General features: G+C 70.9%; 25 protein-coding genes. 7 read left to right on the plus strand and 18 right to left on the minus strand.

Annotation, left to right across the window (positions count from 1 at the left end; translation table 11 throughout):
• Window positions 1–78: 78 nt before the first annotated feature.
• The 6 genes from DMP23_RS18460 to DMP23_RS18485 all read right to left on the minus strand — a co-directional run bounded on the left by DMP23_RS18460 (window position 79) and on the right by DMP23_RS18485 (window position 6,072).
• On the minus strand, window positions 79–549 hold the full coding sequence (locus tag DMP23_RS18460; RefSeq protein ID WP_134668414.1) for a nitroreductase family deazaflavin-dependent oxidoreductase: 471 nt from the start codon (window positions 547–549) through the stop codon (window positions 79–81).
• Window positions 542–1,513 (minus strand): L-histidine N(alpha)-methyltransferase, encoded by a 972-nt coding sequence (gene egtD / locus DMP23_RS18465; RefSeq protein WP_337821832.1) that lies wholly within the window; start codon window positions 1,511–1,513, stop codon window positions 542–544. The genes DMP23_RS18460 and egtD overlap by 8 nt, the downstream gene beginning before the upstream one ends.
• Window positions 1,510–2,274, minus strand: a complete 765-nt coding sequence (gene egtC, locus DMP23_RS18470; protein ID WP_337821833.1) for an ergothioneine biosynthesis protein EgtC — start codon at window positions 2,272–2,274, stop codon at window positions 1,510–1,512. Before egtC ends, egtD begins: the two co-directional genes overlap by 4 nt.
• 4 nt (window positions 2,275–2,278) lie before the next feature.
• Window positions 2,279–3,628, minus strand: a complete 1,350-nt coding sequence (gene egtB, locus DMP23_RS18475; protein ID WP_337821834.1) for an ergothioneine biosynthesis protein EgtB — start codon at window positions 3,626–3,628, stop codon at window positions 2,279–2,281.
• Between the two features lie 62 nt (window positions 3,629–3,690).
• A complete protein-coding gene (locus DMP23_RS18480) occupies window positions 3,691–4,953 on the minus strand; it encodes a glutamate-cysteine ligase family protein (RefSeq protein ID WP_337821835.1) in 1,263 nt (420 codons plus the stop codon).
• A 192-nt stretch (window positions 4,954–5,145) separates the two neighbouring features.
• Window positions 5,146–6,072 (minus strand): LysR family transcriptional regulator, encoded by a 927-nt coding sequence (locus tag DMP23_RS18485; RefSeq protein ID WP_037814293.1) that lies wholly within the window; start codon window positions 6,070–6,072, stop codon window positions 5,146–5,148.
• A 120-nt stretch (window positions 6,073–6,192) separates the two neighbouring features.
• On the opposite strand from DMP23_RS18485, the gene DMP23_RS18490 reads away from it, so the two are divergent.
• Entirely contained in the window at window positions 6,193–7,392 is a 1,200-nt protein-coding gene (locus tag DMP23_RS18490) for a Glu/Leu/Phe/Val dehydrogenase dimerization domain-containing protein (protein WP_238606623.1), read from the plus strand.
• Window positions 7,393–7,606: 214 nt separating this feature from the next.
• Here DMP23_RS18490 and pip read toward each other — a convergent pair whose 3' ends face one another.
• The 4 genes from pip to DMP23_RS18510 are packed head-to-tail and all read right to left on the minus strand — an operon-like array spanning window position 7,607 to window position 10,496.
• A complete protein-coding gene (pip, locus tag DMP23_RS18495; protein WP_337821836.1) occupies window positions 7,607–8,554 on the minus strand; it encodes a prolyl aminopeptidase in 948 nt (315 codons plus the stop codon).
• Between the two features lie 12 nt (window positions 8,555–8,566).
• On the minus strand, window positions 8,567–9,295 hold the full coding sequence (locus tag DMP23_RS18500; RefSeq protein ID WP_107051067.1) for an ESX secretion-associated protein EspG: 729 nt from the start codon (window positions 9,293–9,295) through the stop codon (window positions 8,567–8,569).
• Window positions 9,296–9,319: 24 nt separating this feature from the next.
• Window positions 9,320–10,105: a WXG100 family type VII secretion target gene (locus tag DMP23_RS18505; protein ID WP_275291955.1), complete on the minus strand. Its 786-nt coding sequence runs from the start codon at window positions 10,103–10,105 to the stop codon at window positions 9,320–9,322.
• A gap of 34 nt (window positions 10,106–10,139) precedes the next feature.
• The gene (locus DMP23_RS18510; protein ID WP_043838036.1) at window positions 10,140–10,496 is read right to left on the minus strand and encodes a hypothetical protein; all 357 of its coding nucleotides are present in this window, start codon (window positions 10,494–10,496) and stop codon (window positions 10,140–10,142) included.
• Window positions 10,497–10,641: 145 nt separating this feature from the next.
• On the opposite strand from DMP23_RS18510, the gene DMP23_RS18515 reads away from it, so the two are divergent.
• From DMP23_RS18515 to DMP23_RS18540, 6 genes are all read left to right on the plus strand, one after another.
• Entirely contained in the window at window positions 10,642–11,229 is a 588-nt protein-coding gene (locus DMP23_RS18515; protein WP_037814298.1) for a TetR/AcrR family transcriptional regulator, read from the plus strand.
• Between the two features lie 10 nt (window positions 11,230–11,239).
• Window positions 11,240–11,815: a TIGR03086 family metal-binding protein gene (locus tag DMP23_RS18520; RefSeq protein WP_443111274.1), complete on the plus strand. Its 576-nt coding sequence runs from the start codon at window positions 11,240–11,242 to the stop codon at window positions 11,813–11,815.
• 771 nt (window positions 11,816–12,586) lie between these two features.
• The gene (locus DMP23_RS18525) at window positions 12,587–13,909 is read left to right on the plus strand and encodes a hemolysin family protein (protein ID WP_443111349.1); all 1,323 of its coding nucleotides are present in this window, start codon (window positions 12,587–12,589) and stop codon (window positions 13,907–13,909) included.
• Window positions 13,906–14,949 carry a hemolysin family protein gene (locus DMP23_RS18530; protein WP_037814302.1) on the plus strand — a complete coding sequence of 348 codons (1,044 nt, stop codon included), beginning with the start codon at window positions 13,906–13,908 and terminating at the stop codon, window positions 14,947–14,949. The genes DMP23_RS18525 and DMP23_RS18530 overlap by 4 nt, the downstream gene beginning before the upstream one ends.
• A complete protein-coding gene (locus tag DMP23_RS18535) occupies window positions 14,946–15,878 on the plus strand; it encodes a 3-methyladenine DNA glycosylase (protein WP_337821839.1) in 933 nt (310 codons plus the stop codon). Before DMP23_RS18530 ends, DMP23_RS18535 begins: the two co-directional genes overlap by 4 nt.
• 89 nt (window positions 15,879–15,967) lie before the next feature.
• A complete protein-coding gene (locus tag DMP23_RS18540) occupies window positions 15,968–16,654 on the plus strand; it encodes a substrate-binding domain-containing protein (RefSeq protein WP_078870511.1) in 687 nt (228 codons plus the stop codon).
• Window positions 16,655–16,992: 338 nt separating this feature from the next.
• Here the strand turns inward: DMP23_RS18540 and DMP23_RS18545 are convergent, their stop codons facing one another.
• The 8 genes from DMP23_RS18545 to DMP23_RS18580 form a co-directional block, all read right to left on the minus strand.
• Window positions 16,993–17,781 carry an aldo/keto reductase gene (locus DMP23_RS18545; RefSeq protein WP_037814324.1) on the minus strand — a complete coding sequence of 263 codons (789 nt, stop codon included), beginning with the start codon at window positions 17,779–17,781 and terminating at the stop codon, window positions 16,993–16,995.
• A 138-nt stretch (window positions 17,782–17,919) separates the two neighbouring features.
• Window positions 17,920–18,402 (minus strand): hypothetical protein, encoded by a 483-nt coding sequence (locus DMP23_RS18550; RefSeq protein ID WP_336158772.1) that lies wholly within the window; start codon window positions 18,400–18,402, stop codon window positions 17,920–17,922.
• 17 nt (window positions 18,403–18,419) lie between these two features.
• A complete protein-coding gene (locus tag DMP23_RS18555) occupies window positions 18,420–20,843 on the minus strand; it encodes a GcvT family protein (RefSeq protein ID WP_337821840.1) in 2,424 nt (807 codons plus the stop codon).
• Window positions 20,844–20,862: 19 nt separating this feature from the next.
• Entirely contained in the window at window positions 20,863–21,708 is an 846-nt protein-coding gene (gene purU, locus DMP23_RS18560) for a formyltetrahydrofolate deformylase (protein ID WP_337821841.1), read from the minus strand.
• Window positions 21,705–22,256, minus strand: a complete 552-nt coding sequence (locus tag DMP23_RS18565) for a sarcosine oxidase subunit gamma (RefSeq protein WP_337821842.1) — start codon at window positions 22,254–22,256, stop codon at window positions 21,705–21,707. The genes purU and DMP23_RS18565 overlap by 4 nt, the downstream gene beginning before the upstream one ends.
• A complete protein-coding gene (locus tag DMP23_RS18570) occupies window positions 22,246–25,011 on the minus strand; it encodes a 2Fe-2S iron-sulfur cluster-binding protein (protein WP_337821843.1) in 2,766 nt (921 codons plus the stop codon). The genes DMP23_RS18565 and DMP23_RS18570 overlap by 11 nt, the downstream gene beginning before the upstream one ends.
• Window positions 25,008–25,286, minus strand: coding sequence for a sarcosine oxidase subunit delta (locus DMP23_RS18575; protein ID WP_009078042.1), 279 nt, complete (start codon window positions 25,284–25,286; stop codon window positions 25,008–25,010). Before DMP23_RS18575 ends, DMP23_RS18570 begins: the two co-directional genes overlap by 4 nt.
• Before the next feature lie 8 nt (window positions 25,287–25,294).
• The gene (locus DMP23_RS18580) at window positions 25,295–26,539 is read right to left on the minus strand and encodes a sarcosine oxidase subunit beta family protein (protein WP_337821844.1); all 1,245 of its coding nucleotides are present in this window, start codon (window positions 26,537–26,539) and stop codon (window positions 25,295–25,297) included.
• Window positions 26,540–26,592: the final 53 nt, after the last annotated feature.

Below are 26,592 nucleotides of genomic sequence, written 5' to 3' on the forward strand. Positions count from 1 at the left end.
GGGGGCCAAGCACGCTCACGGCTGGTTTCGCAAACCCGTGCGGAGCCCAGCAGCTCGATTCCGCTCACCGCTCGATCGTCAGCAGCGGGTCAGCACGAATACGGGCAGCTCCCGCCCCGCCGTGGCGCGTTCCATTTCGTAGCCCGGCCAGAATTCGAGCAGTTCCGCCCACATCCGGTCGTACTCCGCGCCTTCCAGTTCCCGCGCCTTGACCTCGATCTCGCGGCCGCGCAGCGCGACCGTCGCCTTCGGGTTGTCGCGGAGGTTGTGCGTCCACGCCGGGTTCTTCGGACGGCCCCAGTTGGAGCCGGTGAGCACGAACTCGCTGCCGTGGGGGTAGTACAGCAAGTTCGTGCTCCGCGGGAGGCCGCTGCGCCGTCCGGTGGTGGTGAGGCGCAGCGACGGCAGTCCGGCCAGGCCGACCAGGCTGATCCGGCCGCCGAACCACCGGTGCAGCTGCCGGTCGGTCGCGATGATGGCGCGCGAGGCGCCCATCAGCCGGCGCTGGGTGCCGAGCTTGCGGGCAAGTGCCGCGAGAGGGTTACGCACGCACTGATCTTGCCAAACTCACCCCGAACCGCTGCTGTGAGTCTGTCCACCATCGCTCGAGCGCGAACCCGGCGGCGTTCAGTTCCGCCTCGACGCCGCCGGGGCGGAACTTCGCGGACACCTCGGTGCGGATGTGCTCGCCCTCGGCGAACGGCACGATCAGGTCCGCGCCGGGGATTTGCACCTCCGTCCGGCGCCGGGCGCGCAGCCGCATTTCGATCCACTCGCGGTCGGCGTTCCAGTAGGCGACGTGGTCGAACTCGTCCGGGTCGAAGTCCGCGCCCAGTTCGGCGTTGATCACGCGCAGCACGTTGCGGTTGAACGCCGCGGTGACGCCCGCGGCGTCGTCGTAGGCCCGTTCCAGCGTTTCCCGGTCCTTCACCAGGTCGGTGCCGAGCAGCAGCCACTCCCCCTCGCCGAGCACGTCGCGCACCGAGTGCAGGAACTCGGCTCGCTCGTCGGGCAGGAAGTTGCCGATCGTGCCGCCGAGGAACGCGACGACCCGCGGCGCGGTGCCGGGCAGCAGCTGCAGGTGCTGGGTGAAGTCGCCGACCACCCCGCGCACCTCGAGCTTCGGGTAGTCCGCCGTGATCGCCGCCGCGGCCTCGGCGAGCGCGGTTTCCGACACGTCCATCGGCACGAACGCCTCCAGCGTGCCGTGCGCGGTGAGCGCGTCCAGCAGCAGCCGGGTCTTCTCGCTCGACCCCGACCCCAGCTCGACGAGCGTGTGCGCGCCGGTGCGTTCGGCGACCTCGGCCGCCCGTGCCGCGAGCACCTCGCGCTCGCTGCGGGTCGGGTAGTACTCCGGCAGCGCGGTGATCTTCTCGAACAGCTTGCTGCCTTCGGCGTCGTAGAACCACTTGGGCGGCAACCACTTCTGGTCGGCCGTGAGCCCCTCGCGCACGTCCGCGCGCAGTTCGGCGGTCACGTCGCGGCGATGGCTCTCCAGGTCCGCTTCGGTCATCGGGCGGTGCTCCGTTCCAGGGTCAGGGGAAGGACGTCGACGCCGGCCGCGGTGACGCGCACGGCGTGGTGGTCGGGCACGGCGGTCCAGGCCGGGTCCGGATCGCACGGCTCGGACGCCAGCACCACGCCGGTTTCGGTGCGGCGCACGGACAACGCGTGCGTCCAGGCGGTGCCGACGAGCAGTTCGCCGTCGGTGAGCAGCAGGTTCAGCCGGGAGCCCGGGGCGACCGCCTCGACCTCCCGCACGAGGCCGGTCACCGCTTCGAGCGGCTCCTCCCCCGCGCGCAGCCGGGCGCGCAGCAACGCCCACAGCAGTGCTGAATCCGTCGGCGCTTCGAGCGTGAACAACTCGGTGACGTCCAGCCGCCCGGCCAGCCCGCGCATCGAACCGGGCCAGCCGCGCACCACGCCGTTGTGGCTGAACAGCCAGCGGCCCTCGGCGAACGGCGCGGCGGCCGCTTCGGTGACCGGCATTCCGGTGGTGCCGTTGCGCACCGCCGCGACGAACGCGCGAGTGCGCACCGACGCGGCCAGCGCGGGCAGCGTCTGGTCGGTCCACAGCGGTTCGCGGCGGCGGTAGCGCTGCGGCGGCGAACCCGGCTCCGGGTACCAGCCGAGGCCGAAGCCGTCGGCGTTCACCGAACCGCCGCCGCGCATGTCGAGCGGCGCGTACGACTGCACGAGCAGCGCGTGCGGCGCGGCGAACATCAGCTCCGCCGGGGACACCGGCGCGCCGAGATAGGCGAGATGACGGCACATCCGGCTAGCCTGCCTCGCCCGGGCGCGGATCGCGCGCGCACCGGAAACCGGAGAAGATCTGCCGCCGGATCGGGTAGTCCCAGTTGCGGAACGTGCCCCGGATCGCCGCCGCGTCGGTGCCGAACGACCCGCCGCGCAGGATCTTGTACTCCGGTCCGAAGAACACCTCGGAGTACTCCCGGTACGGGAACGCCGCGAAGCCCGGGTAGCCGTGGAAATCGGTGCTCGTCCACTCCCAGACGTCGCCGATCAGCTGGTGCACGCCCAGCGGCGACGCACCGGCCGGATACGCGCCCGCCTCGGCCGCGCGCAGGTGGCGCTGCCCGAGGTTGGCGTGCTCGGCGGTCGGTTCCTCGTCGCCCCACGGGAATCGCCGCGACCGTCCGCTCTCGGGGTCGTGCCGGGCGGCCTTCTCCCACTCCGCCTCGGTGGGCAGCCGCTTGCCCGCCCAGCGCGCGTACGCCTCCGCCTCGTAATACGACACGTGCACGACCGGCTCGTTCTCCGGAACGCGCTCGCGCACGCCGAAACGGGTGCGCCACCAGCTGTCCGGTTCGCGACGCCAGAACCGGGGCGCGGTGATGTCGTGCTCCTGCCGCCAGGCCCAGCCGGGCTCGCTCCAGAACCGCTGGTCGTGGTAACCGCCGGATTCCAGGAACTCGACGTACGCCCCGCAGGTGACCGGCGTGGTGTCGAGGACGAAGGCGGGCACGTCGACCTCGTGCGCCGGGCGCTCGTTGTCCAGCGCCCACGGTTCGGCGGTGGTGCCCATGGTGAACCGGCCGCCGGGCACGAGCACCTCGGCGGGCAGCTTCCGGGCGGGCGCGCGCGGCGGCTCCGGCGCGTGCAGCACCGGTTCGCCCTTGCGCAGCTGGTGGGTGGCCAGCATGGTCTCGTCGTGCTGCTGTTCGTGCTGGGTGATCATGCCGAACGCGAAGGCGCTCTCGGTGAGCCGCCTGCCTTCCAGCGGGGCGGTTTCCAAGACGTCGAACGCCTTTTCGCGAACTTCCTTCACGTACGCCCGTGCCTCGGCCGGGCCGAGCAGCGGCAGCGCCGGGCGGTCCGCGCGGGCGTGCTGGAAGGCGTCGTACAGGTCGTCGATGTCCGGCCGCAGCGGCTCCCGGCCGCCGACGTCGCGGACCAGCCACAGTTCTTCCTGGCTGCCGATGTGCGCGAGGTCCCACACGAGCGGCGACATCAGCTTCGAATGCTGCCGCACGAGGTCCTCGTCGTCGACCGCGTCGGTGAGGGCCACGCTGCGCTCGCGCGCCCGGGTGAGGGCCGCGGCCGCGTGCGCCCGCAGGTCTTGCGGGCTCAGCTCCAGCAACGGGTTCTGTTCGGGGATGGTGCTCATGGCTCCTGACTCCTCGAGTCCGGTTCGCCGGGCTCCCCGCCCGGCGGTGTTCTCGGTCCTGCTCATCGGTCCTGGCGCGGGACCCCGGCGGCCCGCGTCCGCAGCCCGGCGGCCAGCCGGGCGACGGTGTCGTCCGGAAGCCCGGTGGCGGGCAGCTCGGCCACGCCCAGTTCCACCAGCTCCCTGGCGACCGCCGCCAGCTGCGCGTCGGCCATCCCGCACCGGGCGGCGTCGGCCCAGCGGCCGGCCGCGGGCGCGCACACCTCGCGTACTTTGTCCACAGTGGACTGATTCGCCAGCAGCGCGGTGACCAGCGCGACCGGCGGCAGCCATTCCCCCGGCGGCTGCCCGTCCAGGTACCTCAGTTCGAGGTAGCCCTGCGGCCGCACCGGGGTGAACATCGTGGTGAGGTGGTAGTCGAGGTCCGCGGCCGTCGGGCGGCGCAGCACGGTGGCCGCGCCCCGGCCGGCGATCCACTCGGCGAAGGTCAGCCCCTCCGGCGCGTCCCACGGCCGTTCGCCGCGCGGGAACACCATCAGCGGCGTGTCCATCATCCGGCGGGCCCATTCGCGCGCCGGGTCGTCCCCGGGTTCGGGCGACTGGGTGCGGACCGGTTCGGTTTCCATGACCGCGAGCCAGCGTGCCGACGCGAATCCGGTGTCGGTTCCGGCGTGCACGCGGGAATTCGCGAACAGGGCCAGCAGCGGCGGGCCCATCGCGTGCGCGGCCGCCCAGCGCGCGGCGACCTCGTGCGCTTCGCCCGCGTCGACGCAGATCTGCAGCCCCGCGGTACTGCACATCATGGTGATGCCGCCCGCCCCGATCGGGGCGAACCGGCGTTCCATGGCGGCGTAGCGGGGCGTGCGCAGAACGCGCCGGGGCGGACGGTGTTCGTCGATGCCCGCGGCCCCGAGTTCGAGGCCGTGGCGGGCGAGAAGACCGGTGAGATGAGCGAGATCGGCCTCCACAGCCGCGTGCAGGGCACGCAGCGAGGCCTGCGGCGGAGCGGAGATCTCCACCTGGCAGCCCGGTTCCAGGCTCACCGGCGCGCCGGCCGGGAGCGGGATCGCGGGACTGTCGGGGCGCAGCGTCCGCGGGGTGTGCGGGCCGAGCGCCGTCGCGAGGACATCGGGGTCGAGCGGGCGGACCGGGTCGCCGGAATGGTGCACGGTGAACTCCAGTTCCACCCCGAGCAGTCTCGGCGGGCCGTGCTTGAAACAGACCGACGCGACGTACCGCTCCCCCTCCGCGCGGTCAGCGAGCACCCGCGCGGTCCGGTTCGCCGCACTCCCCGATCTGTCCGGAAAGTCGTGCACTGCAGTCATCTGTCGCCGTCCCCATCAGGAGGTCCGCGGGGCCGGACCTCGTCGCTTCGCGACGCTACACGCGGGGTCCGACAAAAACAGGGCCGAGAAGCGCCGGAGACGATCGATAAGGAACCCGTAATCCTGGTTGACCTGGGACTTCACCGAATGGATCAACCTGGCGGGCACTGCTCCATCCGGGGCACCCCGGGCTCACGGCAGAGCGGGCTCGGTCCCCAGTCCCAGCTCCGCCGCCGCTTTCTGCACTGCCGCCACCACCAGGTGCAACGCCGGCCGCCGGATCTCCGTGCGGCGATAAGCGATCGACACCGTCCGCAGCAGCGGCGGGGCCAGTGCGACGACATCGATCCCCGGCGGGCGCAGCAGCCGCAGGCCGAGATCGGACACCAGGGTGACGCCGAGCCCGGCGCCCACCATCGCCATCGCGGTCGACTGCTCCTCGACCTCGTGATTGATTTTCGGCTGGAAACCGTGCCGCTGGCAGGCAATCCGGATCGCGCGGCCGAAATGGGACTTAGGGCTCGCCAGGATCCACGGATGCTCCGCGAGCGCGTCGAGCGGCACCGTGGCCGACTGCAGCGCGCCCGCCGGGACCGCCGCGTGCAGCCGTTCCACCGCCACGACCGCGCGCTCCAGCCCGTCGCTCCACTCCATCGGGGCATCCGAGTAGTCGATGACGAACGACAGGTCCAGCGAGCCGTCCCGCACCGCGTCCGCGGTCGCCTCCGGGGCCAGTTCCTTCGTCCGCACTTGGATTCCCGGGTAATCCGCGGCCAGGGCGGTGAGCGCGGTCGGCAGCAAACCGGACGCCACCGACGCCCAGACTCCCGCGGTGAGCCGCGCGGACATCGAACCCTGCGCTTCCTCCAGCGCGAGCGTCGCGCGCTCGACCGAGCCCAGGATCTCCTCGGCGTGCTCGGTGAGCAGGATGCCGAGCTCGGTCAGCTGGACCCGGCGGCCGAGCCGTTCGAACAGCTTCGCGCCGACGTCGCGTTCCAGCTGCGCGAGTTGCTGCGACACCGCCGAAGCGGTGTAATGCAACGCCGCGGCAGCCGCGGTGACCGTGCCCCTGCGGTGCAGTTCGCGGAGCATCCTCAAGCGGTGCAACGAAAGCTCCATGTACGAACCCTAAACAACTTCGTGCACATTCGGTAAATGGACGCGGCCCCCGAAGTGGCAGCACCCTCGGAAGCAGGCGGCGAAGCGCGCTGCCAAGGACTCGAGGAGGTGAGTGGCTCGATGGACACGCGGATCGCCGAACCGCTGATGAAGCTCACGTGGACGGACCCGGTCACGGGCGCGCGCGGCTACCTGGTCGTGCACAGCCTGGTTTCCGGCGTCGCCACGGGCGGCACGCGAATGCGCGCCGGCTGCACGGTCGACGAGGTGGCCGACCTCGCGCGCGGCATGGCGAACAAGACGGCCGCGTTCAACCTCCCGGTCGGCGGCGCGAAGGGCGGCATCGACTTCGACCCCAAGGACCCGCGCGCTACCGGTGTGCTCACCCGGTTCTGCGAGTTCCTGCGTCCCTGGCTGGACTCCAGCTGGGTGACCGCGGAGGACCTGGGGGTGCCGCAGCATCTCATCGACGAAGTTTTCGCGACGCTCGGGCTGGAGCAGTCGTACCACGCCGCGATCCGCCGGTCGGCTGATCCGGCGCGCACGCTTCGGCGTGTTCAGGCTGGGCTGAACGCGCCGGTTCCCGGCGGGCAGTTGCTCGGGGACGTGATCGGCGGGTACGGGGTGGCGCAGGCTTGTCTCGGGGCGGCCAACACCTGGGGGTGGGCTGTTCCGGAGACGACTGTCGCTATCCAAGGCATCGGGACGATGGGCGGCGGCGCGGCTTGGTACCTGCACGAGGCGGGGATGAAGGTCGTGGCTGTCGCGGATGCGGCTGGGACGTTGTACGACCCGGAGGGGTTGGACATTCCCGCGTTGCTGGAGTTGCGGGACCGGTTCGGGGAGGTTGACCGGAGGCGGTTGCCGGAAGGGGTCCAGTCGCTGCCGCGGGAGGCGGTGGTGGCTGCTGAGGCGGATATCTTTGTTCCGGCGGCTATTTCTTACGCGTTGCGGGTGGACAACGAGAATCTCGTCAAGGCCAAGGTGGTGGTGGAGGCGGCTAACGCTGCTACTACTCCGGAGGCCGAGGCGGCGTTGTCGGCTCGTGGGGTTGCGGTGATTCCGGACTTTATCGCCAATGCCGGGGCTGCGGCTTGGGCTTGGTGGTTGCTGCTCGGGGAGGTCGGGGCGGATCCGGCTGATTCGTTCTTGCGGTTGCGGACGGAGATGCAGGCCAAGGTGGCGTTGGTGTTGGCGGAGTGGCATTTGGATCGGGTTCCGCCTCGGGTTACTGCGTTGCGGCAGGCTGAAGCTGCTCGGGAGGCGCGGAATGCGGACGCGTTGAGTCCGACGGGAGTGCCTGCGTTGATGATTCCGTAGGGGGCGGCGGCTCGTCGCCTGGCGGCGACATTGCGCCTGTTGGTTGCGTGGGGCGCCCCGAAGCTGATTGTGATGACGGTCTGAGGGTGCTTGTCAAGGCTGGGAAGATGCCTTGACAAGCACCCTCAGACCGCATTTTGGCTTCGTATCGGGGTGCGGGGGTGGTGTGGGTGCAGCGCTCGTGGGTGCATCGGTGGCGGTTGTGTGTGGTGTTTTAGCGGTCGGTGGCGAATTTGTCGGTGGCTGCGATTAGGGTGTTTTCCATCGAGGGGACTGCTGTCGTGTGGCCTGCGCCGCTTACCAGGATTAGTTCTGCGCCCGGGATTGCTTGTTCCAGGAGCCAGGGGGTGCCTGCCAGGCTGCTCAGGTCCAGGATGCCTTGTGCCAGTACTGTCGGGATTCCGGCCAGTTTGCCTGCGTTGCGGAGGATTCCGCCGTCTTCCAGGAAGCAGCCTTGGGAGAAGTAGTGGGTGACCAATCGGGCGAAGGCCAGGCGGAAGCGGGGGTCTTCGAATTTCGGGGACGGTGGGACGCCGGGGAGCATGGCGGATTCCCAAGCGCACCAACGTTGTGCGGCTGGCTCGTGCACTGCGGGGTCCGGGTCGGTGAGCAGGCGGTAGTAGGCCGCTGACAGGTCGCCGTCTCGTTCGGTTTCCGGTACGCCGTCGCGGAAGCTTGCGTAGGCTTCCGGGAACATTTCTGCGAGGCCGCCGGTCAGCTGGTCGATTTCGATCTGACGGTCGGTGGCCAGGCCCATCATGACGATTTCCGTCACTCGTTCGGGATGCTGTTCCGCGTAAGCCAGGCCCAGTACGCAGCCCCAGGAGCCGCCGAAGAGTTGCCAGCGGTCGATTTTCAAGGTTTCCCGCAGCAATTCCAGATCTGCGATCAGGTGGCTGGTGGTGTTCGCCTTCAGCGCTTCCACGGTGTCGCCTGCGTGCGGGGTGCTGCGGCCGGAGCCGCGTTGGTCCAGCAGGACGATTCGATATTTTGCCGGGTCGAAAAACTGCCGCATGCCTTCGCTGCAGCCGGTTCCCGGGCCGCCGTGGAGGACGGCGACCGGTTTGCCCTCGGGGTTGCCGCAGGTTTCCCAGTACACCCGGTGGCCGTCGCCGACGTCCAGCAGGCCGCTGTCGTACGGTTCGATTTCCGGATAGCGCACCGCAGCGTCCCCTCAGTTCAGGGTGCGCTCCAGAGCCCGCAGCGCACCGCACAGTTCGGCCGGGCCGGCCGGCCCGATCCGGATTTCCGCGTCCGGCCCGGCCCCGACGGTGTAGCTCAGGTACCGGCCCCAGTCCGTGTCCGCGTAGTGCAGGGGTTCTTCCAACCGGACGTACCGGCCGACGTCGTCGCGTCGTCCCGCGTACAGCTCTCCGCTTCCGTGCACCGGACGCTGCACCAGGGTTAGCACGTCCGACAGCACCGGGTCCAACGGAAAAGCGTCCTCGCCGCGACGGGCGGCTTCGGTCAGGTCCGCGACGCGCACGGTGCGCACGTAGCCGCCGCCCGGGCCCACCGCGGGCAGTTGCTCCACCAGCGTTTCCAGCACGCGTTCGCGGTCGATCTCCTGGACGCCGACGTGTTCGCCGTCCGACACCGCGAGCACCGCCTGCAGTCCGCTGGCCGCGGCGAGCACGCCGTACGTGCGGTCGCCGGTCGCGACCCAGCCGTAGTACTCGACCACCGGGCGCACGAGCAGCGGCAGCCAGTCCAGGAAGTCCACCGTGGCCCGGCCGCGCGAGTCGACCAGGCCGGCCAGCGCCAGCGCGTCGTCCACCCGCTTGGCGGCTTCGTCGCGTTCGGTTTCCGACAGCCACGCCGGATCCGGCCGCAGCGTCACGTGCAACCGGCCCACCTGCTCGCGTTCGGCCAGCGCCGCGAGCGCTTCGACCGGGACGTCCACCCGTCCCGCCGGATCGGCCACCGGCTACTCCTCCTCGTCGCCGAGAACCGGCTGGGTCGCCGAACCGTCCGCCCCGAACGCGCCCTCCGGATCGGACTCGAGGAGGTACTCCGGCCGCCAGTGCAGGCCGTCGCCGGGGCCGCCCGCCGCGACGGGCGCGCCGCCGACCGCCGGGCCCGAGCCGCGCTGGGACGGCTCGCTCACCGGAGCGGGCAGCACCGCGGCACCGGGGCCGTTCCGGTCGTGGCTCGCGGCGGTCTGCGTGGCCGTACTGTCCGAAGTGGTCCGGCGGACCGCGACGCCGTCGGCGACGATCGGGCCGTATTGCTTCGGCAGCACGCGTTTCGTGTTCGCGGTGACGCCGTGGTACTGCTCCATCACCCGGACGTTGTTCTCGTTCGCGCCGTGGAACCGGTCGATGCTGTCCTGAAAGGACACTGGCGCGGCCGACGCGGGCAGCACCGCCTGCAACGGCCCGGCCCACGGCTGCGGCCGCTCAGGGCGGGGCGGCACGTCGACGACCGCGTGCCGGGAGCTTTCGAAGCTGCTGGCCTGGGTGTCCATCGACGCGCTGGTGAGGTCGAGCGGGTCGACCGACTCCCGGAACCCGGCCTCGACCGGTCCCGCACCCGCCTTCGCGGCATCCGCGGAATCGCCGGTCCACGAGCGCGCCATCCGCTCCTGAAGCTCTTTCACGCTCTGCGCGCGCTCCAGGTAGGCCGCCGAAAGCTCCTGGACCTTCGCCGCGGCGGCACGCAAACCGGACGTGTCGCCGCCGCGGAAGTTGTCGAAGATCTGCTTGCCGTCCACCTGGTTCCCTTCGTGCGCGGCCGGGGCCGTCCGCTTACCGGCCGCGACTGAGGTCGGCGCCGGCCTGGTCCGCCTCGGTCGTCCGGTCCCGCGCGGCGCGCAGCTTGTCGAGGTATCCGGCGGCGTACCGGCGCAGCGCCTCGTTCTGGTCGCGCAGCGTGTGCAGGGAGTCGGCGCCGGCGGCGGCGTACTCCGTGCTCGCCGGGTCCGAGCCGGGGGCGGCGAAGACCGCGAGGATCTCGTCGATCGCGCGGCCGTCGGCGGCGATCTTCGCGAGCTGGTCCTCCCACAACCGGATGACCGCGGTCAGCTCCGCCGCGTCCATGGCGAAACCGCCGCGCGCACGGCCCGACTCGCCGATGACCAAGGCCGCTCCCTTTCCGGTGCTCACGTCGTGATGTGCACAGCGTAGTCAACCGGCCCGGTCGTGTCAGCCGAGAACCCGCCAGTGTGACGGCGCGCATCCGTTCCGCCGTCTCGTCACAGTACGTACGTACGGATTGCGAGAACCCGGTCCTCGATGTCAGGATTTCAGGATGCCACGGGTCAGCCAGGATCACCTCGACGCACGCCGCCGGCAGATCCTCGACGGCTCGCGCGTGTGTTTCGCACGCTACGGCTACGAGGGTGCCACGGTCCGCCGTCTGGAAGAAGCCACCGGATTGTCGCGCGGGGCGATCTTCCACCACTTCCGCGACAAGGAATCGCTCTTCCTCGCCCTCGCCGAGGACGACGCGGTGCGGATGGCCGACGTCGTCGCCGAACAGGGCCTGGTCCAGGTCATGCGCGACCTGCTGGCCGGGAACAGCGAACATCCGGCGGACTGGCTCGGCACCCGGCTGGAGGTGTCGCGGCGGCTGCGCACCGACCCGGAGTTCCGCGGCCGGTGGGCGGAACGCTCGCAGCAGCTGACCGAGGCCACCCGCGACCGTCTCGAATGGCAGCGCAAGGCAGGCAACCTGCGCGACGACGTCGACGTCAGCGTGCTGACCGCGTTCCTGGAACTCGTGCTGGAAGGGCTCGTGTCGCACCTCGCGATGGGGCTTCCGGGCGACGATCTGGGCCCGGTGCTGGACCTGGTCGAAGAGACCGTGCGACGACACCGGCCGGGCGCGCGCAGCTGAATCGTGTTCAATGTGCCCCGTGGATCTCCTCGCCGCCCACGGCAGCGCACTGGACGTGTTCGACGCCGCCGTGCGCGCCGCCGGTCCCGGCGACTGGGCCCGCGGCACGCCGTGCACCGATTGGTCGGTACGCGATCTGGTGAATCATCTGGCCGTCGAACAACTCTGGGTACCCCATCTGCTCGCCGGAGCGACGCTTGACGAGGTCGGCACCCGCTACGACGGAGACGTCCTCGGCGAGGACCCACTCTCGGTGTGGGAGAAGGCGTCCGCCGCCGCCCGCGAAGCGTGGCTCTCCCCCGGCGCGCTGCGCCGCACCGTGCACGTCTCGTTCGGACTGGTGCCCGCCGAGGAGTACGGCTGGCAGATGACGCTCGACCTCGCCGTGCACGGCTGGGACCTCGCCACCGCGCTCGGCCGCCCGAACCCGGTCCCGGACGTCCTCGCCGGGCGGCTGCTCGACGTGCTGCGCCCGATGATCGACGACTGGCAGGGGCTCGGGCTGTTCGACCCGCCAGTCGCGGCTGGCCGCAGCGCGGCGGCTCCGGACCGGCTGGTGGCTTTGCTGGGACGTCGGCCGCGCTGAAGCACCACTGTGGACGGACGCGCGGCAGCGTTCGGGCGGGTGGCGTGGTCTCGTTGAGGTCGTGAGGGGACCCCTCACGGACATTTCCGCCAGTCCGGCCGCGTCCAGCAGCCAGACGCAGGCGCGGCGAGCAGCGGCAGCAGGCGGAGAGGCGGGCCCGGGCAAACAGAGCAGGCAGCAAGGGCAGAGGCAACGAGCGGCAGGCAGCGGCCGCGGGGCAGGCAGCGGCCGCGGGACGGGCAACGGCAAAGGGGCAGGCAGCGGCAACGGGCAGCTTCGCGCACTGCGCCCGCGGGGTTCTCGCCCTGCCGCGGCGGGCGGGCGCGTTTGGCGAGGTCCGTGAAGGGCTCCTTGAGGGAATCTGATTCCCTCAAGGAGCCCTTCACGGACCGCAGCGGGAGGGAAGCCGTCCGGCGCGTCTCGTCCGCCGGAGTTCCGCATCGCTGGCGAGCGCCGCGCATCACCCTGTCCAGAAAACCTCAACGCGACGCGAGGGCTTGGGGCACGTCAGCGGCCCGGGATGCCGCAGGCGGGAGCGCGGTTCCCGCGGCGGCGGGCGGAAAAACGGGCGCCAGGTTCGCGTCCTGTCGCCGCACGGCTGCCCGGACCCGGTACGATTGTCGGCATCGTCGCACTACAAACCCGTTATGCCGAGGAGTGACTTCCATCCGTGCGCGCTGCGCCATCGCCCGGTGACAGTACCGGGCCGGGTCCGCATCGACCCGGCTTTCCGCCCGCCGTCCGTTCCGCCGTCCCGGACGGTGCGCTGTGATCCACGTCCTGCTTTCCGTGCTCGGCGTGCTGCTCTTCCTTCTTCTCACGATCGGCACCGGTCTCGCCGTGGCGGCCGAGTTCTCGCTGACCGCGCTCGAGCGCAGCACGGTCGACGCGAACGTCCGCCAGGTCGGTGACAAGCGTTCGCGCACCGTCCAGAAGGCGCACCGCACGCTGAGCTTCCAGCTCTCCGGCGCGCAGGTCGCGATCACGCTCACCACGCTGATCACCGGTTTCCTCGCCGAACCGCTCATCGGCGACCTGGTCCGCCCGCTGCTCGACGCGACCGGCCTGCCTGCTTCGGCGGCGTCCGGGGTCGCGGTGGCGGTCGCGCTGGTGCTGGCCACGTTCCTGTCGATGATCCTCGGCGAGATGGTGCCGAAGAACATCGCGATCGCGCGGCCGCTGCCGACCGCGCGCGCGGTTTCCGGCTACCACGCCCGGTTCTCGGCGCTGTTCCGCTGGCTCATCACGCTGATGAACAACAGCGCCAACTTCCTCGTCCGCAAGTTCGGCATCGAGCCGCAGGAGGAGCTGCGTTCCGCGCGGTCGCCGCAGGAGCTGGGCTCGATCGTCCGCTCCAGCGCGGAAAGCGGGAAGCTCGACACGTCCACCGCGGAGCTGCTGGACCGCTCCCTGCGCTTCGGCGACCGCACCGCGGACGAGCTGATGACCCCGCGCGTGCAGGTCGAATCGCTCACCGTGGACGACACGATCGACGACCTCATCGACATCTCGCGGCGCACCGGGTTCTCGCGGTTCCCCGTCTACACCGAGGATCTCGACGACGTCCAGGGCGCGGTGCACGTCAAGCAGGCGTTCGCCGTCCCGGCCGCGGACCGCGCGACCACGCGGATCCGGTCGGCGATGCGGCCGGTGCCGACGGTGCCGGAATCGCTGCCCGGCGACGATCTGCTGAACCGGCTGCGCGATTCGCGCTACCAGCTGGCGATCGTGGTGGACGAGTACGGCGGCACCGCCGGGCTGGTCACGCTGGAGGACGTCGTCGAGGAGATCATCGGCGACGTCCGCGACGAGCACGACGACCGCGAGGCCCCGGCCGCGCAGCAGCTCGGCGCGGACCGCTGGCTCGTGTCCGGGCAGCTGCGCGCGGACGAGGTCCGCGACATCACCGGGTTCCGGATGCCCGAGGGCGACTACGAAACGATCGCCGGGCTGATCCTGGAGCGGCTCGGCGCGATCCCGGCCGAGGGCGACGCCGTCGAGGTCGACGGCTGGCGGCTGGCGGTCACCAGCATGGACCGGCACCGCGTCGCCGAGGTCCAGGTGCGCCCGGCCGAACGCGAGGTGACCGCGTGAGCGACTGGCTGAACATCGCCCTCGTCGTGGTCCTGCTGCTGGCCAACGCGTTCTTCGTCGGCGCGGAATTCACCCTCATCTCCTCGCGCCGCGACCGGCTGGAAGCGTTGCTGGAACAGGGAAAGACCCGCGCGCAGATCGTGATCAACGCGAGCAAGCACGTCTCGCAGATGCTCGCCGGGGCGCAGCTCGGGATCACCATCTGCTCGCTGCTGCTCGGCCGCTTGGGCGAACCCGCGGTCGCGCACCGGCTGTCCGGGTTCTTCGATCTGCTCGGCCTGCCCGACCAGCTGCTGCACCCGATTTCGTTCGCGATCGCGCTGGCGTTCATCACCATGCTGCACGTGCTGATCGGCGAGATGGTGCCGAAGAACCTCGCGATCGCCGAACCGGAGCGGCTCGCGCTGTGGCTCGTGCCGGTGCACGTGGCGTGGGTGAAGGTGGCGAACCCGGTCATCGCGTTCCTCAACTTCGTCGCGAACTCGCTGCTGCGCCTGATGAAGGTGGAGCCGAAGGACGAGCTGGAGACCGCGTACAGCTCCGACGAACTCGCCGAACTGCTCAGCGAATCGCGCCAGGAAGGGCTGCTCGACCAGTCCGAGCACCGGCGGCTTTCGCAGACGCTGTCGTCGGTCGCGAAGACCGTCGCGGACGTGCTGGTGCCCACCTCGGAGCTCACGACGCTCCCCTGCGGGCCGACGCTCGGCGACGTCGAGCGGGCGGTGTCCACCACCGGGTTCTCGCGCTTCCCGGTGTGCACCGACGACGGTTCGCTCACCGGCTACATCCACGTGAAGGACGTGCTCGACCTCGTCGGCCAGGACCCGGACACGGTGGTGCCGGACGACAAGACGCGGCCGCTCACCGAACTGCGGTCGGACGCGCGGCTCGACGTCGCGCTTTCGGCCATGCGCAAGGAAGGCAGCCACCTCGCGCGGGCGCTCGACGCTTCCGGCGCGGCCGTCGGCGTGGTGGCGCTGGAGGACCTCGTCGAGGAGTACGTGGGGACCGTGCGCGACGGCACCCACGTGGCGGCATGAGCGTGGTCGTGCTCGCCGAGGCGGACTGGCAGGCCCGGGAGCACGCGCACGCCGAGCGGATGCGCGCGTGGACCGGGCCGCACCAGGAACGCCGGGCACGGGGCAAGAAACACCCCGTGCTGGATTTCCTGTTCACGTACTACTCGCACCGGCCGGGGCATCTCGAACGCTGGCAGCCGGGTCCGGGCGTGGTGCTCGAGGGCGCGTCCGCGCGGCGGTTCCTCGAGCGTCCGGCCTACGTCGAGACCGAGGCCGGGGTGATGCTCGACCCGGCGGCGTTCACCGGCCGCCGGGCGCGCACCGCGGAGTTCGTGCTGAAGCTGCTGTCGGCCACGGCTTCGCGAGCGCCGCGGCTGAGCTGCTTCGGGCTGCACGAATGGGCCATGGTCTACCGCGAGCCCGCGGACTCCGTCCGGCACGCGCAGGTCCCGCTGCGGCTCGGCTCGGCCGGGACCGACCGGGTCGTGGAATCGATGGACATCCGGTGCGGGCACTACGACGCGTTCCGGTTCTTCACCGGTCCGGCGCGGCCGCGGAACACGCTGGAGCCGACCCGGGAATCGCAGGTCGCGCTGGAGCAGCCGGGCTGCCTGCACGCGAACATGGATCTTTTCAAGTGGGCTTACAAGCTCGATCCGTTCGTGCCCGCGGAGCTGGTCGGCGACTGTTTCGCGCTCGCCGCGGACGTCCGTGAACTGGACATGCGGGCCAGCCCGTACGATCTAGCGGACTACGGCTACCGGCCGGTGCCGATCGAGACCGCCGAAGGGCGGGCCTCCTACGCCCGCGCCCAGGCCGGATTCGCCGAGCGGGCCGCGCCGCTGCGGGCCCGTCTGATCGGCCTCTGCCGCGACCTTCTCGCCGACCCGGCCCAGCCGCCGGATCCCGTGCCGGAGTCGCCCGGCCGTGGAGCTGACAACTCTGCGTAACGGTATTCACCGCAGGTCGCTGGCCTGATAGAGTGATAACGGTTCGATTGCATAACTGAGCGTGTTGTGCAGGTCACGAAAGGACAACGATGGGGCGTCACAGCCTGCCCGAGGAGCCGGTGCCGCACCCTCTCGACCCGCCGAAGCGGCCCGCCGGCCGCAGCGAGACGACCGGGTCGCACCGGATCGTCGCCAAGAAGGCGCCTCGCAGGCGGATCGCGAAGTGGCCTCTCGTGGCCGTCGGGCTCGTGGTGCTGGCCACGCTCGGCGTGGTCGGCTGGAACTGGGCCGACAGCGTGCTCAACAACCGCGCCGAGGCGCAGGCCGCCAGCTGCAACGGCGGCCGCACCGACGTCCGGATCGTGGTGACCCCGCAGATCGCCAAGCCGGTCGAGACCGCGGCGGCGCGCTGGAACCAGGACCTCACCCAGGTCCACGGCAGCTGCGTGCACGTGGCCGTGCAGAGCAAGCCCGCCTCCGAGGTGCTGAACGCGCTCACCGGCAAATCCTCGCTCGACACGATCGGCGGCCTGCCCGACGGCTGGATCCCCGAATCGTCGTACTGGGTGACCCAGCTCTCGAAGTCCAAGCCGGACGTCATCGGCTCCCCCGCGATGCCGATCGGCTCCGGCCCGCCCGCGGACTACCCGTTCGTCGGCCTGTCCGGGAAGACGATCGACGAGGTCCAGCAGCGCGGCACGCAGAGCTTCCGCGCGTTCCTCAAGGAACCGGCCCAGCTGGCCGACTTCGCGGCGGCGGGCATCCGCGCTTCCTGACTCTCTGACCCGCTGGCACCGCCTCCGCCCTCGCCTGGGCTGGGGCGGTGCGGTGTATCTGGGGCAAGCCTCGAGGACATCGCCAGAACCCGCGCAGCAGCCTGGCACCGCAACGACGGGCATGCACCGCCTGAACCTCGAACGGCAAGCACCGCCTCCGCCCTCGGCTGGGGCGGTGTGGTGTTTCCGGGCCGCGAGGAAGTCGCCAAAACCCGCACAGCTGGCTGCCGCCGCTGCGACGCGCACGCGCCCCTGGGCTGAGGCAGTGCGGCGCATCCTGGGCATGCCTTGATTCCCGGAGCCGCAGCGGCGGGCATTCGCGCTTCCCGACCAGCCGTTCAGGAGTCGAGTTCTGCCAGGGCCAGCAGGTCGTCCTCGGCGAGTTCGAAGTCGAACACGTCCGCGTTCTCCCGGATCCGCGACGGGGTCGCCGACTTCGGGATCGCGATGATGCCCAGCTGCAGGTGCCAGCGCAGCACCAGCTGGGCGGGCGTCTTCCCGTACTTCGCCGCCAGCGCCGTGATCACCCGGTCGTTCAGGTTCCGGCCGCGGGCCAGCGGGCTCCACGCCTCGGTCGCGATGCCGTGCTCGGCGTGGAACGCGCGCAGCGGGGCCTGCTGCTGCCACGGGTGCAGTTCGACCTGGTTGACCACCGGCACGACGTCGGTCTCGTCGAGCAGGCGGCGCAGGTGGTCGACGCCGAAGTTCGACACGCCGATCGCCCGGACGCGGCCCTCGTTGAGCAGGAGTTCGAGCGCGCGCCAGGTCTCGACGTAGCGGTCCAGCTCCGGTTTCGGCCAGTGGATCAGGTACAGGTCGACCGGGCCGAGGCCGAGGGCTTCGGCGCTGCGGTCGAACGCGCGCAGGGTGTTGTCGTAGCCGTGGTCGGTGTTCCAGACCTTGGTGGTCACGAAGACGTCCTCGCGCGGCAGCCCGGACTCCCGCACCGCCGCGCCGACTTCGGCTTCGTTGCCGTACATGGCGGCGGTGTCGATGCTGCGGTACCCGGCTTCGAACGCCGTCGCGACAACCTTCGCGACCTGGTCCGGACGGACTTGGTACATGCCGAGTCCGAGCTGCGGGATGACGACCGAATTGTTCAGCGTGAGCAGGGGCGGCACAGCCATGCGGCGATCCTCACTGCGGTGTTCTCGGGGACGGGTCTCCTGGGGAACACCGCAGATCTTGCCACTGTCCGGCCCCCGCCGCTCGCGTCCCCCGCCGCGGTCCGCCGCCCGACGTCCGTGAAGGGCTCCTTGAGGGAATCAGATTCCTTCGAGGAGTCCTTCACGGACCCGCACCGCCTCCGTGACCCGGGCGGCTCTCTCGGCGATCTCGTCCGGCTCCGCGGCCAGCAGGACGCCGTGCCGGGCTTCGACGGCGACCCGTGCGGTCATCGCGGACGAACGCGCCATTTCCGCCGCCGCGGAGACGTCCGGCAGGGCCGTCGGGTCCACAATGGACAGCAGCCGTTCCGCCACCCGGACTACCTCCACTGCCACCGCGACCACGTCCGCGGCGGGCTGGGCGCGGTCGGGCACGTCGTGCGTGACGGCGTGGGCGTCGATCTCCGCCAGCCGCAACGCGTGCCGGGTCAACTGGTCCGCTTCGGCGTCGCCGCCGGCGGCCCGGCTGAGCAGGGCCGCCGCTTGGGCCAGGGCGAGGGCCGCGACCGTCGCCCCGGCCGGAGCCGGGATCGCGGGCCGGGCGAGGGTGTTCAGGAAGTCGCTCACGATCTGGTCCCGCATGGCAGGGTCCCTTCCACTCAGCGCCGGATGCGCTCCATCCCGGGGTCGACCAGCGGTTCCGCGGCTACCGTCGCGGCGACTCGCCGTCCGAAATACTCGATTTCCACCTGGTCGCCGATCGCCGCCGAGCCGGGCAGCCAGGCGTACGCGATGGGACGGCCGATCGTGTAGCCGTAAGCCGCGCTCGTGACGTAACCCGCGGCGGCGCCGTCCACGAACACCGGTTCCTTGCCCAGCACGACGGTCCGGCCGTCGTCCACGGTGAGGCAGCGCAGCCGCCGCGCCGAGGTTTCCTCGCTGCGGCCGTCGATGGCGGCCCGCCCGGCGAACTCGCCCTTCGCCGGGCGCACCGCGAAGCCGACCCCTGCCTCGTACGGGTCGTGCTCGGTGGTCATGTCGGTGCCCCATAGCCGGTAGCCCTTCTCCAGCCGGAGGCTGTTGAACGCGCCGCGCCCGGCCGCGATGACGCCCAACCCTTGTCCGGCCTGCCACAGCGCGTCCCACAGACACTGGCCGTTGTCCGCGGAGGTGTAGATCTCCCAGCCGAGTTCGCCCACATAGGACAGTCGCAGGACGGTCACCGGCACCCCGGCGATCCGGGCCCGGCGGCCGCGGAAGTACTTGAGCCCGGTGTGCGAAAGGTCTTCCGCCGACAGCGGTTGCACCAGGTCGCGGGCGAGCGGGCCCCATAGGCCGATGCAGCAGGTGCCGCCGGTGGTGTCGACGACCCGGACGCCTTCCGGGGCGCGGCTGCGCAGGTAGGCGACGTCGATGTTGCCGTTGATGCCGACCTGGAACAGCTCCGGTTCCAGCCGTGCCACGGTGATGTCGCTGCGCACGCCGCCTGCGTCGTCCAGCATCAGCGTGTACGTCACCGAGCCGACCGATTTCGCCAGCTGGTTCGTCGTGAGCCCTTGCAGGAACTCCAGCGAACCCGGCCCGCTGACCTCGACGCGCTTCAGCGGCGTCATGTCGTACATCGCGACGCGGTTTCGGGTGTGCCAGGCCTCGGCCGCCACGATCGGCGAGTGGAACTGCCCGGCCCAAGCGTCGCGCGCGGGCGGGAGGAAGTCGTGCGGCAGGTCTTTCAGCAGCGACGCGTTGGCCTCGAACCAGTGCGGCCGTTCCCAGCCGCCCGCCTCCAGGAACACCGCGCCCAGCTCGCGCTGGCGGGCGTGGAACGGGCTGACCCGCAGGTCGCGCGGGGAAAGCCGGGGCTGCAGCGGGTGCAGCACGTCGTAGATCTCCACGAAGTTCTGCTGCGCGGTTTCGCGGATGTACTCCGGGGCCAGCTGGACGTCCTCGAACCGGTGCACGTCCAGTTCGTGCAGATCGGTTTCGGAACGGCCGTCCACAATAGACTCCGCGACCGCCTTCGCGATGCCCGCGGAATGCGTGACCCAGATGGCCTCGGCGATCCAGAATCCGCGCACGTCGCTCGATTCGCCCACGAGCGAACCGCCGTCCGGGGTGAAGGAGAAGATGCCGTTGAAGCCCTCCTCCGCCTTGGTCCGGCCGAGCGCCGGCAGCAGGAGCTTGCTTTCCTCCCACGACGGCGCGAAATCGTCCTCGGTGAACGGCAGCATCGACGGCATCGCGGACGCGGTGACCTCGCCCGGTTCGGCGAACTTGTCCACCGGCATCGGGCGGTGCGCGTAGGAGCCGATGCCGAGCCGGTCGCCGTGCTGGCGGAAGTACAGGTCCTGATCCTGGTGCCGCAGGATCGGCAGCGCCGGGTGCACCGGGTCGGCCCCGGCCAGTTCGGCGAGCTGGCCCGTTTTCGCGTACTGGTGCGCGAGCGGCAGCAGCGGCACGGTCATGCCGACCATTTCGCCGATCTCCCGGCCCCAGAATCCGGCGCAGGACACCACGATGTCGGCCGGGACCACATCGTCGGCCGTCTTGACGCCGGTCACATGGCCGTGCGCCTGCTCGATGCCGGTCACGCGGGTCGAGCCGACGAACCGGGCGCCGCGCGCGGAAGCCCGTTTGATCAGCTCGTCCACCGCGCGCGAGGCGACGGCGAGCCCGTCGGTCGGGACGTACAACGCGCCGTAGATCCGGTCCTCGTCCAGCATCGGCCAGCGGCGGACGCACTCGTCCGGGTCGATCAGCCGCGCCTCGACGCCCCACGACGTCGCCCAGCCGTGCTTGCGTTTCAGGTCCTCCCAGCGCGCGGCGGTGCTGGCCACCTCCATGCCGCCGACCTGCTCGAAACAGCCGAGGTCGAGCAGTTTCGCGACGGTGTAGCCGGCGAATTCCGTCATCGCCTTGGACGGGTTGGTCTGGAACACCAGCCCGGGCGCGTGCGACGTCGAACCGCCGGTCAGCGGCAGCGGGCCCTGGTCGAGCACGGTGACGTCGGTCCAGCCGCGCAGGGTCAGCTCGTCGGCGAGGTTCGCGCCCACGATTCCGGCGCCGATGATCACGACACGGGTCATGAGAACTCCCTGGGATAGGTCAGCGGAAGACGACGGTCCGGTTGCCGTTGAGGAGAACGCGCCGCTCGCAGTGCCAGCGCACCGCACGGGAAAGCGCGAGGGCTTCGGCGTCGCGGCCGACGGTCGCGAGCGCGCGCGGCGAGTGCGAATGGTCGACCCGCTGCACCTCTTGTTCGATGATCGGGCCCTCGTCGAGTTCGGGGGTCACGTAGTGCGCGGTCGCGCCGACGTACTTGACGCCCCGGTCGTAGGCCTGCGCGTACGGTTTCGCGCCCTTGAAGCCGGGCAGGAACGAATGGTGGATGTTGATCGCGCGGCCCTGCAGCTTCTGGCACAGCTCGTCGGAGAGGACCTGCATGTAGCGGGCGAGCACGACGAGGTCGATGTCGTGTTCCCGCACCAGGTCGAGCAGCCGCTGTTCGGCCTCCGGCTTGGTCGCCGGGGCGACCGGGATGTGCACGAACGGCAGCCCGGCTGCCTCGGCCATCGGGCGCAGGTCCTCGTGATTGGACGCCACGAGCGCGATTTCCGCGCCGAGCGCGCCCGCGCGCCAGCGGAAGAGGAGGTCGTTGAGGCAGTGCCCGGCCTTCGACACCATCACCAGCAGCCGGTCCGGGGTGCGGTCGGAGAACCGGTACCGCATGGCGTAGTCGCGGGCGACGACGTCGAACTCGCGGGTGAGATCGTCCACAGTGGCCGGTCCGGCGCAGGCGAATTCGGTGCGCAGGAACAGTTCCCCGTGCACGTCGTCGTCGAACTGCTGGTGCTCGACGATGTCGCAGCCGTTGCTCACGAGGAACGTCGTCACGGCGTGCACGATCCCGGAGCGCTCGGGGCAGTGCAGGGTCAAGGTGAACTGGGTCAAGACTCCTCCTCTCGGTATTCCAGCGCCGCGTCGGCGAGCCAGGCGGCGAAATAGGGGGCGAACGACTGGCGCACGAGCACGGTGAACTCGCCCGCTTCCCGCACCAGCAGGACGATTCCGGTGCGGGCGTACAGCGTCTGGACGCAGGTGCCCGGCGGCGCGGCCTTCGGGTGGAGGTCGACGGCGCAGCCGTGCGCCAGGACGTCGCGGGCCGCCGGTCCGGCCAGCCGCACCGTGGTGCGCTGCGCGGACACGTCGGTCACCGCGCCGACGGCGATCGCTTCCCGCAGCGCTTCTTCGGTGCCTTCGGGTGCGCCGAGCACGAGGTACTCGTCCGGGCCGAGCCACAGGACGTCGCCGATGCCGCTGGTGAACCGGCAGACGTCCGGCAGTGCGGTGCCGAGCACGGCCGCCGCGGCGTCGTGGCCTTCGCGGATGCGGACGTTGAGCTGCGAGACGAACGGGCGTTCCTCGGCGAGCACGGCCGGCGCGCAGCCGGCGAGCAGGCTCGCGTGCTCCGCGAGCGGAGACAGGGTCTTAGCCGTCACGGCGGGTCCCCTCCTTGTCGTAGAGCACGGATTCGGTCACCGTCACCGGCACCACCTCGTCGCCGACCGGGACGTACAGCGTCTCCCCGATCCGTTCCCGGCCGGAGCGGACGAGGGCGAGTGCGAAGGTGCGGTCCAGCGCGGCGCTCGGGTAGCTGGAGGTGACGTGGCCGAGCATGCGGACCGGCGGCTTCGGGACGTGCGCGGTCTCGATGATCTGGGCACCCTCCGGCAGCAGCACCGTCGGATCGGCCGGCAGCAGGCCGACGAACTGCTTGCGGTCCGGGCGCAGGTTTTCCGCCCGGGAGAAGGACCGTTTGCCGAGGAAGTCGGCCTTCTTCTTGGACACCGCCCAGCTCATGCCGAGGTCCTGCGGGGTGACCGTGCCGTCGGTGTCCTGGCCGATGATCGGGTAGCCCTTCTCCGCGCGCAGGACGTGCATGGTTTCGGTGCCGTACGGCGTGATTCCTTGCGCCGCCAGCGCTTCCCAGAGCGCGAGGCCGTACCAAGAGGGCACGTTGATCTCGTAAGCGAGCTCGCCGGAGAAGCTGATCCGGCACACCCGCGCGGCGATCCCGGCCACCTCGGCGTCGCGCCAGGCCATGAAACCGAAGGCGTCGTTGCTGACGTCCAGCTCCGGCGCGAGGCCGGCCAGGATCTCGCGCGAACGCGGGCCGACGAGCGCGACGGTGGCCCAGTGCTCGGTGACCGAGGTGGCGAACACGCGCAGGTGCGGCCACTCGGTCTGCAGCCACTCCTCCATCCAGTCCAGCACCATCGCGGCGTTGCCGGTGGTCGTGGTGACGAGGAACCGGTCCTCGGCCACGCGGATGACGGTGCCGTCGTCGATCACCATCCCGTCGACGCCGCACATCACGCCGTACCGGATCCGGCCGACCTTGAGCGTGCTCATCAGGTTCGTGTAGAGCATGTCGAGGAACTCGGCGGCGTCCGGGCCTTGCACGTCGATCTTGCCGAGGGTGGAACCGTCCATCATGGCCACGTCGGTGCGGGCGGCAAGGCATTCGCGCCGGACCGCGGCATCCAGGTCCTCCCCCGGCTGCGGGTAGTACCACGGGCGCTTCCACTGGCCGACGTTCTCGAATTCCGCGCCGTGCTCGACGTGCCACGAATGCAGCGCGGTGACGCGGACGGGGTCGTGCAGCTCGCCGCGGTTCCGCCCGGCCAGCGCCGCGAAGGCGACCGGCGTGTACGGCGGGCGGTAGGTGGTCGGGCGGCGGTCCGCGAGGTCGACGCCGAGGGCTTCGGCGGTGATCCCGGCGGCGAGCATGCCGGAGGTTTTGCCCTGGTCGTGCGCCGTGCCGATGGTGGTGTAGCGCTTGACGTGCTCCAGCGAGGTGAGGCCCGCGCCGGTCGCGCGGAGCACGTCGGAGACCGTGGCGTCGCGCTGGAGGTCCACGAAGCGGGTGTCCACTTCGGACTCCGCGCCGGGGATCTGCCATTCGACGGCGGGGGCCAGTTCGCGGGGACGCGCGTCCGAGACCGGGAGCGGGTTCTCCTCCGGTACCCCGGCTACAGCCTCCCGGCCTTCTCGCACGCACCCGGCGAAGTCGAAGGTTCCGTTGGCGCTGCCTGCCACGCGTGCGGTCGGGAGGTCGCCGTCCGGGAGATAGGCGCCGAGCGCGGGTTCGTAGCGCAGGGGGCCGCGCTGCTGGCTGAACAGGTGGACCGCAGGGGTCCAGCCGCCCGAGACCAGGAGCGTGTCGCACGGGATCAGTTCGTCGGCGACGCGCACGCCGGTGACGCGTTCAGTCCCCTCCGTCCCGGTCACCGCGGCCCCGGACCGGACTTCGATGCCCCGCTCCGCGCAGGCGGCGGCCCAGTTTTCCGGGGCGGCCGGGCGGACGTCGACCACCAGTGGGATTTCCACGCCTGCGTCGGCGAGGTCGATCGCGGCGGCGTAGGCGGAATCGTCCATGGTGAACACGACGGCGCGACGGCCGGGGACGACGCCGTACCGGTGCAGGTACGTCCGTGCGGAGTTGGCGAGGAGGATGCCGGGGCGGTCGTTGTCCGGGAACACGATCGGGCGTTCGTGCGCGCCGGTCGCCAGGACGGTCTGCTGCGCGCGGATCCGCCAGACGCGCTGCCGGGCCGCGCCGGACGTCCGGTGCTGCACAGCCAGGACGAAACCGTCGTCGTACGCACCGAAGGCGGTGGTCCGGTCGAGTACTTCGACGTCCGGGGTCGCGCGGAGCTCGTCCGCGATCGCGCGGGCCCACTCGATCGCGGGCTTGAGGTCGAGGTACTCGTTCGAGCCGAGCAGCGAACCGCCGGGTTCGGGCTGGTCGTCCACCAGCACGACCCGCGCTCCAGCCCGTGCCGCCGTGCGGGCCGCGACGAGCCCGGCCGGACCGGCGCCGACCACGAGCACGTCGCAGTGCAGGTGCTTCGCGTCGTACCGCGCGGGGTCCGGTTCGGTCGCCAACCGGCCCTGGCCGGAGAGGCTGCGCGCGACCAGGCCGTCGTACAGCTCGACGGTGGTCGCGGTCTGCATCGGTTCGGGGAACGGCTTTTCCAGCTGCACCACCGCGTTCGGCTCTTCGACGCCGGCCGCCATGATGCCGCGCGGGCGGCCGAGCTTCACGCTCCGCGCGACCTGGTGCACGCCGTTGGCGAGCAGCGCGGACGCGAGCGTGTCGCCGGGGTGCCCGGTGAGGACACGGCCGTCGAAGGTGAACTGGAGCAGGGTGTCGCGGTCGACGTGGCCGCCGCTGGGCAGGCGGAAGGTCATGGGATCACCGGCCGGGGTTCGTCGAGGCGGTAGACCGCCGCGAGTTCGTGGGTGCGGGTGTCGCGGACGGCGTTGAACCAGCGGCGGCAGCCCGCGCTGTGCGTCCAGCGCTCGGCGAGCGGTCCGCTCGGGTTGGCGCGGAAGAAGACGTACTTCGCCCACTCCTCGTCCGACAGCGCCGCCGGGTCCTGCGGGTACGCGACGTGGGCTTGGCCGCCGTAGTGGAATTCGGTCTCCTCGCGGGGACCGCACCAGGGGCAGGGAATCAGCTGCACAGTGGCTCCTAATGCGCGACGGCGGCGGCGCCGTGCTCGTCGACGAGCGCGCCGGTGGTGAACCGGTCGAGGGTGAACGGTTCGGCGTACGGATGCGGTTTGCCCTTCGCGACGGTGTGCGCGAAGCAGTCGCCGACGCCCGGCGTGGCCTTGAACCCGCCGGTCCCCCAGCCGCAGTTGAGGTACAGGTTCTCCACCGGGGTCAGCCCGACGATCGGCGAGGCGTCCGGGGTCACGTCCACGATGCCCGCCCAGGTCCGCAGCAGGTGCGCCCGCGCGAACACCGGGAACAGCTCCAGCGCGGCGGCCATCTGGTCCTCGATGATGTGGAACGCGCCGCGCTGGCCGTAGCCGGCGTAGGAGTCGATGCCCGCGCCCATCACGAGTTCTCCCTTGTGCGCCTGGGAAACGTAGACGTGCACGGCGTTCGACATCACCACCGTCGGGTGCACCGGTTCGAGCAGTTCGGACACGAGCGCCTGCAGCGGATGCGACACCAGCGGCAGGTCGATGCCGGCCATCCGCGCCAGCACCGAACTGTGCCCGGCCGCGCACAGCGCGACCTTCCCGGCGGCGATCCGGCCCCGGCTCGTCTCGACCGCGACGACCTTGCCGTCCCGCGTGTCGATGCCGGTGACCTCGCAGTTCTGGATCAGGTCGACGCCCATCGCGGCCGCCGCGCGGGCGAAACCCCACGCCACGTAATCGTGTTTGGCGATCCCGGCGCGCGGCTGGTAGGTCGCGCCGAGCACCGGGTACCGGACGTCCGGCGAGGTGTTGACGATCGGGCAGAGCTCCTTGACCCCGTCCGCGTCGACCCATTCCGCGTCGATCCCGTTGAGCCGGTTGGCGTTCACCCGGCGCACGCTGTCGCGGACGTCCTGCAGGCTGTGCGCGAGGTTCAGCACGCCGCGCTGGCTGAACAGGATCGGGTAGCCGAGGTCTTCCGCGAGGCCCTCCCACAGCTTGAGCGAGTGCTCGTAGATGCCCGAGCTTTCGTCCCACAGGTAGTTGGAGCGGATGATCGTCGTGTTGCGGGCCATGTTCCCGCCGGCGAGCCAGCCCTTCTCCAGCACGGCGACGTTGGTGATGCCGTGCACCTTGGCGAGGTAGTAGGCGGTGGCGAGGCCGTGCCCGCCGCCGCCCACCACGACGACGTCGTACGCGCGCCGCGGCTCCGGGTCCCGCCAGAGGAAATCCGGATGGTCCGGAAGGTCCGCGCCCGGCGGCCGGGGCTGGTCCGTCGTGGTCATTCCGGCTGGCCTCCTGTATCGGACAACTGGTCGACTACTGATATATCAATCTT

It is taken from the genome of Amycolatopsis sp. A1MSW2902, assembly GCF_017312175.1.
Taxonomy (GTDB): Bacteria; Actinomycetota; Actinomycetes; order Mycobacteriales; family Pseudonocardiaceae; genus Amycolatopsis; species Amycolatopsis nivea.